13 protein-coding genes are annotated in these 13673 nt (G+C 61.3%); 6 read left to right on the top strand and 7 right to left on the bottom strand.

What is annotated here, in order from left to right:
* A partial coding sequence (locus AC1DSG_RS19190; protein WP_477792300.1) for an aromatic amino acid transport family protein occupies positions 1 to 795 on the bottom strand: 795 nt, incomplete at its 3' end.
* Positions 796 to 1183: 388 nt separating this feature from the next.
* On the opposite strand from AC1DSG_RS19190, the gene AC1DSG_RS19185 reads away from it, so the two are divergent.
* From AC1DSG_RS19185 to AC1DSG_RS19160, 6 genes are all read left to right on the top strand, one after another.
* The gene (locus AC1DSG_RS19185; RefSeq protein ID WP_477792299.1) at positions 1184 to 2032 is read left to right on the top strand and encodes a response regulator transcription factor; all 849 of its coding nucleotides are present in this window, start codon (positions 1184 to 1186) and stop codon (positions 2030 to 2032) included.
* A 124-nt stretch (positions 2033 to 2156) separates the two neighbouring features.
* On the top strand, positions 2157 to 3272 hold the full coding sequence (locus AC1DSG_RS19180) for an ABC transporter ATP-binding protein (protein WP_477792298.1): 1116 nt from the start codon (positions 2157 to 2159) through the stop codon (positions 3270 to 3272).
* 39 nt (positions 3273 to 3311) lie between these two features.
* Complete coding sequence (locus tag AC1DSG_RS19175; protein ID WP_477792297.1) at positions 3312 to 4454, top strand: ABC transporter substrate-binding protein; 1143 nt, start codon at positions 3312 to 3314, stop codon at positions 4452 to 4454.
* A 31-nt stretch (positions 4455 to 4485) separates the two neighbouring features.
* Positions 4486 to 5403, top strand: a complete 918-nt coding sequence (locus AC1DSG_RS19170) for an ABC transporter permease (RefSeq protein WP_477792296.1) — start codon at positions 4486 to 4488, stop codon at positions 5401 to 5403.
* A 1-nt stretch (position 5404) separates the two neighbouring features.
* Positions 5405 to 6232 carry an ABC transporter permease gene (locus AC1DSG_RS19165; protein ID WP_477792295.1) on the top strand — a complete coding sequence of 276 codons (828 nt, stop codon included), beginning with the start codon at positions 5405 to 5407 and terminating at the stop codon, positions 6230 to 6232.
* Positions 6225 to 7697, top strand: a complete 1473-nt coding sequence (locus AC1DSG_RS19160; RefSeq protein WP_477792294.1) for an aldehyde dehydrogenase family protein — start codon at positions 6225 to 6227, stop codon at positions 7695 to 7697. Before AC1DSG_RS19165 ends, AC1DSG_RS19160 begins: the two co-directional genes overlap by 8 nt.
* 79 nt (positions 7698 to 7776) lie before the next feature.
* Here the strand turns inward: AC1DSG_RS19160 and AC1DSG_RS19155 are convergent, their stop codons facing one another.
* From AC1DSG_RS19155 to AC1DSG_RS19130, 6 genes are all read right to left on the bottom strand, one after another.
* Positions 7777 to 9255, bottom strand: coding sequence for an aldehyde dehydrogenase family protein (locus tag AC1DSG_RS19155; protein WP_477792293.1), 1479 nt, complete (start codon positions 9253 to 9255; stop codon positions 7777 to 7779).
* Positions 9248 to 10213 (bottom strand): NTP transferase domain-containing protein, encoded by a 966-nt coding sequence (locus AC1DSG_RS19150; RefSeq protein ID WP_477792292.1) that lies wholly within the window; start codon positions 10211 to 10213, stop codon positions 9248 to 9250. The genes AC1DSG_RS19155 and AC1DSG_RS19150 overlap by 8 nt, the downstream gene beginning before the upstream one ends.
* Positions 10214 to 10238: 25 nt before the next feature.
* On the bottom strand, positions 10239 to 11747 hold the full coding sequence (locus AC1DSG_RS19145; protein WP_477792291.1) for an aldehyde dehydrogenase family protein: 1509 nt from the start codon (positions 11745 to 11747) through the stop codon (positions 10239 to 10241).
* Complete coding sequence (locus AC1DSG_RS19140; protein WP_477792290.1) at positions 11734 to 12783, bottom strand: aminoglycoside phosphotransferase family protein; 1050 nt, start codon at positions 12781 to 12783, stop codon at positions 11734 to 11736. The genes AC1DSG_RS19145 and AC1DSG_RS19140 overlap by 14 nt, the downstream gene beginning before the upstream one ends.
* A gap of 5 nt (positions 12784 to 12788) precedes the next feature.
* Positions 12789 to 13133 (bottom strand): cupin domain-containing protein, encoded by a 345-nt coding sequence (locus AC1DSG_RS19135; protein WP_477792289.1) that lies wholly within the window; start codon positions 13131 to 13133, stop codon positions 12789 to 12791.
* Positions 13134 to 13253: 120 nt separating this feature from the next.
* Entirely contained in the window at positions 13254 to 13622 is a 369-nt protein-coding gene (locus tag AC1DSG_RS19130) for a cupin domain-containing protein (RefSeq protein WP_477792288.1), read from the bottom strand.
* Between the last annotated feature and the right edge of the window lie 51 nt (positions 13623 to 13673).

Below are 13673 nucleotides of genomic sequence, written 5' to 3'. Positions count from 1 at the left end.
GAACAGCACCATCACCACCATCAACAGGTGAGCGCGGGACAGAATCTGCGAACTGCGCTCTTCGGCGTGGTCGCCGTAACGGCGTTTCTGATCGACTGCAAACGCCGAAATGATCGGCGAGTGGTTGAACGAAAACACCATCACCGGAATCGCCAGCCACAAGGTGTTCAGCAGCGCCGAAGGTTCAGGCATTGTGCTGGCGGTGGTCAGAATGCCGCCGTTCCAGTGCGGAATCAGAAACACCGCCAGGAACAGCAACGCCACGATGAACGGATACACCATCAGGCTCATGGCCTTGACGATCACCTGCTCGCCGCAACGCACCACCGCCAGCWGGCCGAGGATCAGCACGAGCGACAGCACCGCGCGCGGGGGCGGTGTGATGTGCAATTGATGCTCCAGGAAACTGCCTACGGTGTTGGTCAACGCCACGCTGTAAATCAGCAGGATCGGGAAGATCGCGAAGAAGTACAGCAAGGTGATCAACGCACCGGCCTTGATGCCAAAGTGTTCTTCCACCACTTCGGTGATGTCGGCGCCTTCGCGTCCGGACAGCACGAAACGGGTCAGTCCACGGTGTGCGTAGAAGGTCATGGGGAACGCCAGCACCGCCAAGACCAGCAACGGCCAGAAACCGCCCAGCCCTGCGTTGATAGGCAAGAACAGCGTGCCTGCCCCGATGGCCGTGCCAAACAGGCCCAGCATCCAGGTGGTGTCATGACGATTCCAGCTCGAAAGAGTCGCTGGTGCCGCCGCTACATAGCGTTTGTCGACGCTATTGGCCTGATCATTCATCCGGTGGGATCTCCACATTCCGGTCAGTTGCTACCCGGTCAGGACGAGTCGGAATACCCGACAGGCAGCGCCCTGGCCGAAACAGGGGCGCGATTGTCCGGGATTAATGAACAGAAGCAAAGACTTAGCTGAAGAATGGTCCAGCAAAAAAACGCTGATCCAGCCGCGGGGATTCTGAAGAAACTCCATTCGCTGACGCTCTGCAGGAGCAGGGCTGTGTGCCGATACGATCGTTTCTGCTACCAACCGTGTAGCGCTCGGTAACATCCAGCCCTGTTGCGGTGCGTCTTTTCACTGACGTACCGGCTTGCGCCTCGCGCTACAAGGCGCGACCCACCATGGCGTAGTTTGTGCATCCAATCGCACTCCACTCCTGCCTGAAACCGCCATGCGCCCCAAGGAACTCAAACTCTGGACCACCGGTGTCGCCCACCTGCTTGACTTGCCTGCAGGGCATGCGCGGTTATCGGCGTTGAGCCATTGGTTGCGCCAGGTGTGTCCGGTCGATCATTTCGTCCTGTTCGTCTACGAAGGCAATCACCGGCCATTGGCGCTGTTCGACACCTTTGCCGCCGACAAGCGTGCGGTGTATGTCGATGACTACCAGTGCGGTCCGTATCTGCTCGATCCGTTCTACCTCGCCTGCACCCGTGGACAAGCGGCGGGACTGTGGCGCTTGCGCCAGTTCGCGCCCGACCACTTCTACCTCGGCGAGTACTACCTGACTTATTACCAGCAGACCGGACTGGCCGAAGAAGTGGCATTTTTTGTCGAACTCGGCGACGGCGCCATGGCCGTTCTATCGCTGATGCGCTCCTCGGCCAGTTGCGCGTTCAGTCGTGACGAAATGCAGTTGATCGAGTGCGCACAGGCAGTCGTCGAACAAGTCGTCAACGAAGCCTGGCGCTTGCGTCAGGCGCAACAACCGCGCCCGGCACAAGACCTCGACTTCAAGATCCGCGAAGCTTTCGATCAGTTCGGTGCGCACATCCTTACCGGCCGCGAACAGGAAGTGGTGCAGTTGCTGCTGCGCGGTCACTCCAGTGCCTCGGTGGCCGAGCAACTGTGCATCAGCCCCGGCACGGTGAAGATTCACCGCAAGAACATCTACGCCAAGCTCGGCATCGGCAGCCAGTCCGAGTTGCTCGGGCTGTTTATCCGCGATCTCACAGAAAATCAGCTTCAAGCTTCAAGCGACAAGCTGCAAGAAAACCGTAGCCGCGCCGTCAATTTGTAACGTGCCACTTGCCACTTGCCGCTTGAAGCGGCCCCTATCCCCCAAGGGATATATACAGCGCAAAACCGCGATTGCTAGTTTGGCTCCCGACGCAATGATTGATCACTGCAAGGGGAGCCGCACCGTGAATGACAACCAGCCAAGCGATATCGAATTCTGCAATGTGGTCAAACGCTATGGCGAGGTGGCGGCCGTCAACGGCCTGAACTTCGCCGTGCGTCGTGGCTCGTTCCATTCTTTCCTCGGTGGCTCGGGCTGCGGCAAAACCACGACCCTGCGCATGATTGCCGGCTTCGAACAACCTACCAGCGGCGAAGTACGCCTGGCCGGCAAAAACGTCGCCGGCATACCGGCGTTCGAACGGCCGGTGAACATGGTGTTCCAGCATTACGCCCTGTTCCCGCACCTGACGGTGGCGCAGAACATCGCTTACGGCCTGCGCTATCGCACGCCGCGCCCGGACAAGAAAACCCAATTGCGCATGGCCGATGAGGCCCTGGAAATGGTTCGCCTCAGCGGCTTCGGCCAGCGCAAACCGAGTGAACTCTCCGGCGGCCAACAGCAACGCGTCGCCCTCGCCCGGGCGCTGGTCAACAAACCGACCGTGCTATTGCTCGACGAACCACTGGCGGCGCTCGACCGCAAGTTGCGCAAGGAAATGCAATCCGAACTGCTGCGCCTGCAGCGCGAGGTCGGCATCACCTTCGTGCTGGTCACCCACGACCAGGAAGAAGCCCTGTCGATGAGTGACAGCATCAGCGTGATGCACAACGGTTCGATCATCCAGACGGCCACCCCGGAACAGCTGTACGAGGCTCCGGCCAGCCGTTACGTCGCCGACTTCATCGGCGAATCCAATTTGTTCAACGGCACCGTGCGCCACCTGCACGGCAATTCGGTGGTGCTGCGTACCGAGCAAGGCCTGGAGCTGACCAGTCCGCTGACTCCAACCGGCAAGGCCCTGAGCGCTGACGCCGCCGGTTGCATCGCGGTGCGCCCGGAGTTGATCAGCATTGCCGGCGCCCACACCGAACTGGCCCGTGAAGTGAAGCTGCAAGGCTGCGTGGAAGACCGCATCTACCTCGGTAATTCCACCGAATACCGCGTGCGCACCCAGGCCTTTGGCGTGGTCTGCGTGCGGGTGCCCCGCCAGCAGGATCACGGCGCCAATGCATTCGAACACGGTGCAGCAGTGAGCGTCGGCTGGGATCACGCCAATGGCCTGGCCATGGCTTTGTAAATCATTGACTCGATTCATCAACCGGATGTGGAGCGTGCTATGGACCAGAAGACGTTTATCAAAACCCTGCGCAGTTGGCAGAACGGCTCGATCAGTCGTCGCGAATTTCTTGGCCGCACCGGCCTGGGGATTGCCGCCGCCGTGGTCGCCACCAACATGCCCGGCCTGCTGACGTCCAACGCAGAAGCGGCCGAACAGGCCAAGCTGGGTGATCGCCTGTCACTGGCGACGTGGCCGAACTACCACAGCCAGGAAAACCTCGACACCTTCGGCAAAACCACCGGCGCCCGCGTCTCGATGAGCGTGTTCGGCTCCAACGAAGAAATGCTCGCCAAGTTGCAAGCCGGTGGCAGTGGCTGGGACGTATTGGTACCGACCAACTACACCATCAGCACTTACGTCGGTCTGGGCTTGATCGAACCGCTGGACCTGTCGCGCATTCCCAACTTCGATGCCTCGGCATTCCAGCAAAAATTCATGGCCCAAGGCACCGTGGACGGCAAGGTGTACGCGGTGCCGAAAAACTGGGGCACCACCGGCATGCTCTTCGACTCCAGCAAACTGAAGAACGGGCCGAGCGGCTGGAAAGAGTTCTGGGCCGCCGCCCAAGGCCCTGCCAGCGGCCGGACGATGGTTCACGATTACCAGTTGACCGCCATCGGCAACGCCCTCAAAAGCTTCGGCTACAGCTTTAACTCCCTCGATCCAAAAGAATTGGCCGACGCGGAAAAACTACTGATCGAGGTCAAACCGCACCTGTTCGCAATCAACTCCGACATTCAGCCGTCAATGCGCAGCGGCGATGCCTGGCTCGCGATGTCGTGGACCGGCGACGCCTCGCAATTGCACCGCGACAACGCGCAGATGCAGTTCGAACTGGGCAAGGAAGGTGGCGAACTCTGGAGTGATTTTTTTGCCATCCCGAAAAGCTCGGAGCACAAGGACGCGGCCTACGCCTTCATCAATTACCTGCTCGACCCGCAGCACAACAAGCTCGAAGTGCTGAGTCACGGCTATCCGAGCGGCGACAAACGGGTCGATGCGTTGCTTCCCACCGCGATGCTCAACGATCCGATCATGTACCCGGCCGCCGAAGCACTCAGCCCACTGGAGTTCGGCGCCGCCGCAACGCTCACCAGCCCGGCGCGCGCCGAACTGATGGCGCGTTTCAAGTCCGCCTGATCGCCTGACCATGGCCAATGAGGAGTCACCCATGAATGCTGCCGCCCAACCGCAAACGGTGCAGCCAGGCAATGCCCTGTCAATCGAGGTACGCCAACGGCGCAGCCTCGGTCGGCGGATCACCCTGCTGATGCTCTTGCCTTCGACCTTGTGGTTCCTGCTGCTGTTATTGATGCCGCTGGTGATCATCCTGGTCTTCAGTTTCGGCGAGCGCAGTGCCGTGGGCGGCTACGCCGGTGGCTTCACCCTGGCCAACTACCTGAACCTCGGCTCGCGTAGCGCTGCATTCAGCAACACGCTGATGCTGGCGCCGTTGGGCACCTTGGTGTGCCTGATCGCGGCCTACCCGCTGGCGTACTTTCTGGCGGTCAAGGTCACCCGTAACCGCTCGCTGTTGCTGACGCTGGTGATCGTACCGTTCTGGACCAGTTTCCTCATCCGAACCTACGCCTGGATCTTCATCCTCAGCGGCAAGGGCATCCCCGCCCTGCTCGCCAGCCTTGGCCTGGAAGATGTGCGGCTGATCAACACGCCGTGGGCGGTGTTGATCGGTATCGTCTACGGCTACCTGCCACTGATGGTGTTTCCGATTTACGTCAGCCTCGAAAAACTCGACAAACGCCTGCTCGAAGCCTCTGCCGATCTCGGTGCAAGCGCGTTTGAGAGCTTCCGGCGGATCACCTTGCCGCTGTCCGCGCCGGGAATCATCACCGGAGTGATGCTGGTGTTCATCCTGTTGATGGGCGAGTTCCTGATTCCGGCTATTCTCGGCGGCGGCAAAGTGTTCTTCGTTGGCAATGCGCTGGTCGACCTGTTCTTGCAGTCGCGTAACTGGCCGTTCGGCAGTGCCCTGGCAATGACGCTGGTGGCGATGATGCTGCTGATCATCGGCGTGTATCTGAAACTGGTGGCGCGCTACGGCGGCCGCCCTGCCGATGGAGGGTTGTGACATGTGGCTGCGCAGCTATTCGACCTCGCTATACCTGTTTCTCTACGCGCCGATCGCGTTGATCGTGCTGTTCAGTTTCAACGCCGGGCGCAGTGGCCTGGCCTTCGAATGCTGTTCGGTGCAATGGTTTGGTCGCGCCTTCGGCAACCCGTTCATCATGGAAGCGCTGGGGCAAAGTGCGTTCATCGCCTTCACGTCGGCAGTGATCGCCACCTTGTTTGGCACCCTGGCCGTGTTCGGCCTGCAACGCGCAGGTAAAAAAGTACGCCTGCTGTTCGATGCGCTGACCTACTGCGCGATCATCGTGCCGGGCATCGTCATCGGTATCTCGACGTTGATTGCGTTCATTACCCTGTTCGACCTGATCAACCCGCTGCTGGCGAGCTGGATACCGAATGTGCCGCGCCTGAACATGGGTTTTGCCACGGTGATTGCTGCGCATTCGCTGTTTACCATGGCGCTGGTCATGGTGATCGTGCGCAGCCGCGTCGACTCGCTGGACAAGGCCTTGCTCGAAGCTTCAGCGGACCTCTATGCCCCACCCATGCAAACGTTTTGGCGGGTCACCCTGCCGCAGATCAGCCCGGCAATCATGGCCGGATTCCTGCTGGCGTTCACCTTCAGCTTCGACGACTTCATCATTGCGTTCTTCGTTGCCGGTTCGCAAACGACGTTGCCGATCTACATCTTTTCATCGATCCGCCGCGGCGTAACGCCAGAAATCAACGCGGTCTCGACCGTCATTATCTGCGCCTCGCTGGCCCTGCTATTCACTTCCCGCTCTCTGCAAAACCGCCGTACCGGCGTCCAGGAGTCAAACCATGCGTGATCAGCTTTATATCAACGGCGAGTGGGTCAGCCCGGACCTGGGCGGTTATCTGGACGTCATCGACCCGGCCACCGAAGCCGTTTTCCATCGGGTAGCCGCGGGCACCGAAGAAGACGTCGATCACGCGGTCCGCGCCGCACGCCGAGCCTTTGATAACGGCTGGAGCCAGACCACCGGCGCCGAACGCGCGCAATGGCTGGAGGCATTGGCAGATGAACTGGAAAACAGCCACGCGGCCCTGGCCGAACTGGAAGTGCGTGACAACGGCAAACCATTGCCCGAAGCGCAGTGGGACGTCGGCGATGCCATTGGTTGTTTCCGTTACTACGCCGGCCTGGCCCGCGAACTGGATCAGCAGCAGGATCAACCGCTGGCGTTGCCGGACGCACGCTTTCGCTGCCGTATCCGTCATGAGCCGATTGGTGTCGCCGGGCAGATCATTCCCTGGAACTACCCCTTGTTGATGGCGGCGTGGAAAGTCGCGCCGGCCTTGGCTGCAGGCGCCACGGTGGTGTTGAAACCGTCCGAACTGACGCCTCTCACAGCACTGGAGCTGGCCGCTGCCGCCGACCGTATCGGTTTGCCCGCCGGGGTATTGAACGTGGTCACCGGCCTCGGTGCCGACGCCGGCAGCCCGCTCACCGAACATCCCGGCGTAGACAAGCTGGCCTTTACCGGCAGCGTGCCCACCGGGGCGAAAATCATGTCGGCGGCCGCCCGCGACATCAAGAACATCAGCCTCGAACTGGGCGGAAAGTCAGCCTTCATCGTGTTCGACGACGCCGATGTCGAGGCGGCGGTGGAATGGATTCTGTTCGGGATTTTCTGGAACCAGGGCCAGGTGTGCAGCGCCACGTCACGCCTGCTGGTCCAGGAAAACATCGCCCCACGCCTGGTCGAACGACTGGTGGAGGAAACCCGCAAGATCAGTATCGGCCCGGGCATGGAACCCGGTGTCCTGCTCGGCCCGCTGGTCAGTCAAAGCCAGCATGACAAGGTCCTTGGTTTCATTGATCAAGGCCTCGCCAGCGGCGCTCGCCTGCTCACCGGCGGTCGGCGGCCGACGCATTTGTCTGAGGGGTATTTCATCGAACCGGCGATCTTCGACGAGCCGGGACACAGCAGCATTCTCTGGCGCGAAGAGGTGTTCGGCCCGGTGCTGTGCATCAAGCGTTTCAAGACCGAAGAGCAAGCGGTGCAAATGGCCAACGCCAGTCGCTTCGGCCTCGCCGCCGCGGTAATGAGCGCTGATTTGCAACGCACCGCCCGCGTCGCCAACCAGTTACGGGCGGGAATCATCTGGGTCAACTGCTCGCAGCCGACCTTYGTCGAAGCSCCGTGGGGCGGAATGAAACACAGCGGGATTGGCCGCGAGTTGGGCCAATGGGGACTGCACAATTACCTGGAGGTGAAGCAAGTCACCGAGTACATCAGTGACCAGGCGTGGGGCTGGTACCTGAAATAGCCGCTCTCAGATCAGCAAGTAGAAAACGGCTGGCTGGCGCACCACGATCGCCAGCCAGCCGGCTCCTACAGCTCCTTTCTCAGTTCAGATACCAGCCCCACGCCTCGCCGTTGTACCGGGTGATTTGCTTGGTCTCGAGGTAATTGTTGTAGCCCCACTCCCCCAGCTCTCGGCCGATACCGCTCTGCTTGTAACCGCCCCACGGSGCTTCGACAAAGGTCGGCTGCGAGCAGTTGATCCACACAATACCGGCGCGAAAACGTCGAGCCACGCGTTCGCAACGTGGAATATCACGGGACATGACTGCCGCCGCCAGACCGAACGGCGAGTCATTGGCCAGGCGTATCGCTTCGGCCTCGGTATCAAATGCACGCAGACACACCACCGGGCCGAAGATCTCCTCGCGCCACACCGAGCTGTCTTCGGGTACATCGGCGAAAATCGCCGGCGTCAGGTAGTACCCCTTCTGCAAGTGCGCCGGACGCGTCCCTCCGTAAACCAGTCGCGCGCCTTCTCGCTGACCGACCGCAATCGCCTCGAGGACTTTGTCCAGTTGCCCCTGACTGACCAGCGGCCCAAGCTTCACACCCTCGGTGAAGCCCTCGCCGATCTGGATCTGCTCGGTAGCCACGATCAGACGCTCCAGCAGCGCCGGGTACAATGCGCGCTCCACCAACACCCGCGAAGTGGCCGAACAGACCTGGCCCTGGTTCCAGAAAATACCGAACAGRATCCATTCCACTGCGGCGTCGAGGTCGCTGTCGGCGAAAATCACGAACGGCGATTTGCCGCCCAGTTCCAGGCTGATATTTTTGATCTCGGCCGCGGCGGCTTGCATGATCTTGCGCCCGGTCGGCACGCTGCCGGTGAAGGCGATCTTGTCCACGCCCGGGTGTTCAGCCAACGACCCGCCCGCCTCTCGCCCTAGCCCGCTGACGATGTTCAACACCCCGGCCGGCAAGCCGGCCTGATCAGCAATGCGCGCCAGTTCAATGGCAGTCAGCGGCGTCAGCTCCGAAGGTTTGAGCACCACGGTGCAGCCGGCTGCCAGCGCGGGGGCGACTTTCCACGAGGCCATCAGCATCGGGAAATTCCACGGGATGATCGCGGCGACCACGCCTACCGGCTCCTTGATCACCGAGGAGTTGAAGCGCTCATCCGGCACACTGATTGACTGTTCGCTGTGTTGATCCGAGCCTTCGGCGAGTCCAGCATAGAAGTCGAAACAGCCGGCGGTGTCGGCGATGTCCCACTGCGCTTCCGGCAGCGGCTTGCCGTTGTCGTGTACTTCAATCGCGGCCAGCTCGTCCTGTCGCGCACGGATGCCCTCGGCGATTCGCCGCAGCACTTGTGCGCGTTGCGAGCCAGTCCAACGCGGCCAGTCGCCTTCGTCGAAGGCCAGGCGTGCGGCGGCGACAGCCAGGTCGATGTCTTCTGCCGTAGCGGCAGCGACCTGCGCCAGCACCGACTCATCGCCCGGGTCATACGTCTGGAAAACGCCTCGCTGTACCGGTGCGACCCATTCGCCACCGATGTACAGCCGTTGATAGTCACGCATGGCAAACTCCTTCAAGTCGCGGCTGCTCCAGCCGGATATTCTCAAGACGACTGAACGCGTCGACCCGCACCCCGCTGCCTACGCTCACACCCGGACCAAAGACCACGCAAGGCTCGATGCGCACGTCCGCGGCCAGTTGCGTATCCGCACTGAAAAACACAGTGTCCGCCGCCACCAGGCTGACGCCCGACTGCATCACCGCCTGACGTCGGCGCTGCTGAAAAAGCTGTTCAGCCACATGCAATTGCTCGCGATCATTGACCCCCAGCACGTCGGTTTCATCCACCTCGACCGCCGTCACCTGCAACCCGGCGCTGTTGGCCACGGCCACCGCATCGGTGAGGTAATACTCGCTCTGGGCGTTGTGGTTGCCGATACGCTCGAGCAGCCACAGGCACGTGTCGGCACGCAGCCCCATCACGCCGCCATTGCAGAAGTCGATGTCCAGCTCCTGAGGACTGGCATCCTTGGCTTCGCGGATCGCCAGCAAACGTCCCTCTTCCACCAGCAAGCGCCCGTAAGGCCCCGGTTTTTCGCTATGAAACCCGGCAACCGCCACGGCCGCGCCGTCAATCAGCGCCTGACGCAACTGCGACAGGGTCTGCGCGCTGATCAACGGTGAATCGCCGAACAATACCAGCACACAACCCTGTTCATGGGCCAGCAGCGTGGCGCGAGCCGCGAGCAATGCGTGGGCCGTGCCCAGTTGTTCGTGTTGAGTAAACAGTCGCGCAGTGGGTGCGGCGTGCTGCAAATAGTCGGCAACCGGGCGACTTCCGGCGCCCAGCACTACCGCCACGTGCTCGATACCGGCAGCCTCGACCGCCGCCAGCACGTGGCCGAGCAGCGGTCGATTACCCACTGGATGCATGACTTTCGGTAACTGCGAATGCATGCGAGTGCCCTGCCCGGCGGCGAGAATCACCGCCAGGGTTGGCCAGGAAATGTTGTCGCCCATTGCGACCCTCCCGAATACAAATGAGTTAAACCTGATCGCGATAGAACACGTCGTCGGCGTAGGGATACCACCAGTCCTGAATCTTGGGCTGGTGATCGATAATGACCATCTTCGAGCGACGGAACGCTTCCAGGCCCTGACGCCCGAGTTCACGCCCCAGACCGGACATCTTCCAGCCGCCAAACGGCAGTGCGTCGTTGTCGATCAGTGGGTTGTTGACCCAGACCATCCCGGCTTCGAGACGCTCGGCAGCCTCCATGGCTTCGGCAAGGTCGGTGGAGAACAGCGATGCGCCCAGACCGAATGGCGAGTCGTTGGCCTTGCGTACCGCTTCGTCAAAATCACTGACACGGCAGATCGCTGCGACCGGCCCGAAACACTCTTCCTGAAGAATCGCCATGTCGGTGGTGACGCCGGTAAGGATGGTCGGTTCGTAGAACCAACCCACGGTGTGTTGCGGCGGAATCCGCCCGCCACAGACCAGCGTCGCGCCTTTGGCCAGAGCGTCGTCGACCAGACGCATGACCTTGTTGCGCGCTGCTTCGCTGACCATCGGCCCGATTTCCGTATGTTCCAGACCATGACCTATGCGCAAGGCTCGGGTGCGTTCGGCGAACTTCGCGACGAACTCATCGTGGATCTCATCGACCACATAGAAGCGTTCAGCCGAGGTACAGATCTGTCCGCTCAGGTGGAACGCAGCGGTCACCGCACCTGCCGCAGCCACTTCAAGCGGCGCGTGTTTCGAAATGATCAACGGGTCGCTGCCACCGGCCTCGATCACGCACGGTTTCATCTGTTCGGCACAGGCCATCGCCACCGCTTTGCCCGCCGCCACACTGCCGGTGAACGCAACGGCATGGGTGCCGGTGGATTGCACCAGCAATTGTGCGGTCACCGCATCACCCGGCACACAAGACACCAGGCCCGGCAGCAGCGCAGTGAAGTGCTCCATGAATTTGAGCGTGCACAGGGTCGTGGCTTCCGCCGGTTTGATGATGCAAGCGTTACCCGCCGCCAGCGACGCAGCGACCGTCCAGCACATCAGCAGGATCGGAAAGTTGAACGGCATGATGTGCACGCTGACGCCATACGGCTCATAGCGCACATGCTGGAACGAACCGATCTGCGTAGTGCCGGCGACCTTGCCGGCGTCGTCCCGGGCCATTTCCGCGTAGTAGCGAAAGATCGGCGCGCAGTTGGCGAGTTCGCCCATCGCTTCGGGGAATGGCTTGCCCATTTCCAGGGTCATCAAGCGAGCGACTTCGCGGTTGCAGGCAACGTTCTGTTCGATGGTATTGGCCAGTTGATGCAAGCGCGCGGCGCGGCTTTTCGCGTCTATCAGTCGCCATTGTTTCTGCGCGGCGGCAGCAGTATCGACGGCGGCTTGCACATCGAATTCGCCACACACACCGACCTGGCCGACCGGTTGCAGTGTGGCCGGGTCGAGGACTTCACGCACGCGGGCATCGGTCAGCGGCAGGAATTCGGAATGGATGAAGCGTAACGCGGTGTCAGTGTTAAACGTGGCCATTGGATGATCCTTGAACCAATCGATAAGGGGTTTCGCGCAACGCCGCGAGGGTTGCCGGCGGCAGTTCATCGCGCCAGCCGGGCACGTGCGCATTCAGCCAGGCGCGCAACGGCGCAAAATCTTCGGCCTCCAGCGCGCGGACAAACAGACCCAGGGTACGCGGCAGGTGCGCCAGGTAACCGTGCTTGCCATCGCGCCCAGCCAGGCGTACGAAAATCCCCAGCACCTTGGCGTGGCGCTGGGCGGCAAGGCGCCGGTAATCTTCGAGAAAACGCGGCGCATTCAGCTCCGGGCGTTGCATCAGGTAATGCGCCAGCAACGCCACGCGCAAGGTTTCGGGGACATCGCGGCGGGCGTCTTCGAGCAACGACATCAGGTCGTAGGCCGCCGAGCCGATCAATGCGTCCTGGAAATCCAACAGACCGCAGGCCGTGATACCCTCACGGCCTTCGAGCAGCATCAGGTTGTCGACGTGAAAGTCGCGCAGCACCAAGGCCTCGCGACGCTGCGCGACATCGCTGCAGGCCTCGGCGAACAGTTTCAGAAACGGTTCACGCAATGCCAGCGCCGCGTCCTTGCCGATCAATAGCGGGATGTACCAATCGATCAGCAGCGCATACTCGCCACTCAGCTGGTCAGCATCGTAAGGGGCGATGGCCGCCATTGTCGGTGCGCGATGCAACGCCACCAGCGCATCGACCGCCAGGCGATAGAGCTCCGCTTCCGGATGCCCCGCCGCCAACAAACGGGTATAGGTGTCGTGACCGAAATCTTCGATCAACGCCAACCCCTCTTCTTCGTCGACCTGCAATAGGGCTGGCGCGGATAGTCCCAACCCGTGCAGGTGGCGGGCGATCTGCACAAACGGCCCGATGGGTTCGCTGTGCGGCGGCGAATCCATCAACAGCAACCCTGCACCGCTCAGACGGAAATAGCGCCGTGTCGAAGCATCCGCCGGCAACGCGATCAGTGGCGTCTCGGCGAAGCCGGCACGCGCCAGAAAGGCTGCGCGCTGGCTTTCACGTGTCTCAGTCATGACATTCACCGGATCATGTAGACTTTTTTCACCGTCTCGTGGACGGTGCACACTCCTTTCCAGTCCTTGCGGAAAAAGGCTGCGGTGTCTGGCTTGATCTCGATCACTTCACCGGATTCGTGGACGTAGGTGCAGCGGCCTTCGAGGAAATGGCAGAACTCGTCGCTGGTGACGTGGCAGAACCATTTGCCCGGGGTGCAGATCCACACACCGCACTCGGACTGGCCTTCCGGGCCTTTGTGCAGCACCACGCCGGAGACGTGGGATTCACCTTCGAGCATGGTCGGGATCACGCCCCAGTCCTTGACGTCGGTGATTTGCAGCGGGTTGTACAGAAACGGGGTGGTCATAGTGGTTCTCCAATAAAATTCAGATTCATAGGCGCATCGATCACTCTGTGGCGAGGAGCTTGCTCCCTCGCCACAAACCTCACAGGCCTTACAGACCACAGAGGTCGGGTGGGATCAGATTCAGGCCAGCATGTAGACGTTGCGCAGGGTTTCCCGCACGTCGCATTCGCCCGTCCAGCCCGCCGGAAACAGCACCAGCGTATTGGCACGGACTTCAATCACTTCACCGTTGTCATTGCGATACGTCGCATCGCCGGCGAGGAAGTGGCACAGCTCGTCGCGGGGAATCGACAGCCGCCAGCGCCCGGGAGTGCAGACCCAGAGCCCGGCTTCCGGGCTGTTGTTCGGGCCCTTGAACAGCAGTCGTCCACTGGAAAACGAGACGCCTTCGACGGCGTCGCTCTGCACGCCCCAGTCCACCAGATCGCTGCGGCTACTGACGTCTTCGAGGTATGGCGTGATACCCGCCGTGGTGTTGTGTTCAGGCATTGCTCAGTACCTTGTCGAGTATTTCGTGCGCTTCCGCAGGCCGTTCGCGTG

The sequence above is a fragment of the Pseudomonas sp. P5_A12 genome, assembly GCF_056400685.1.
Note: the sequence above shows the minus strand (reverse complement) of the source record. Positions and strands in the feature narration are given on the sequence as shown.

Bases quoted from the DNA above. Each gene is read 5' to 3' on its own strand.
- AC1DSG_RS19185 (WP_477792299.1), top strand. From the start codon at position 1,184: ATGCGCCCCAAGGAACTCAAACTCTGGACCACCGGTGTCGCCCACCTG.
- AC1DSG_RS19175 (WP_477792297.1), top strand. From the start codon at position 3,312: ATGGACCAGAAGACGTTTATCAAAACCCTGCGCAGTTGGCAGAACGGC.
- AC1DSG_RS19170 (WP_477792296.1), top strand. From the start codon at position 4,486: ATGAATGCTGCCGCCCAACCGCAAACGGTGCAGCCAGGCAATGCCCTG.
- AC1DSG_RS19165 (WP_477792295.1), top strand. From the start codon at position 5,405: ATGTGGCTGCGCAGCTATTCGACCTCGCTATACCTGTTTCTCTACGCG.
- AC1DSG_RS19150 (WP_477792292.1), bottom strand. From the start codon at position 10,213: ATGGGCGACAACATTTCCTGGCCAACCCTGGCGGTGATTCTCGCCGCC.
- AC1DSG_RS19145 (WP_477792291.1), bottom strand. From the start codon at position 11,747: ATGGCCACGTTTAACACTGACACCGCGTTACGCTTCATCCATTCCGAA.
- AC1DSG_RS19140 (WP_477792290.1), bottom strand. From the start codon at position 12,783: ATGACTGAGACACGTGAAAGCCAGCGCGCAGCCTTTCTGGCGCGTGCC.
- AC1DSG_RS19135 (WP_477792289.1), bottom strand. From the start codon at position 13,133: ATGACCACCCCGTTTCTGTACAACCCGCTGCAAATCACCGACGTCAAG.
- AC1DSG_RS19130 (WP_477792288.1), bottom strand. From the start codon at position 13,622: ATGCCTGAACACAACACCACGGCGGGTATCACGCCATACCTCGAAGAC.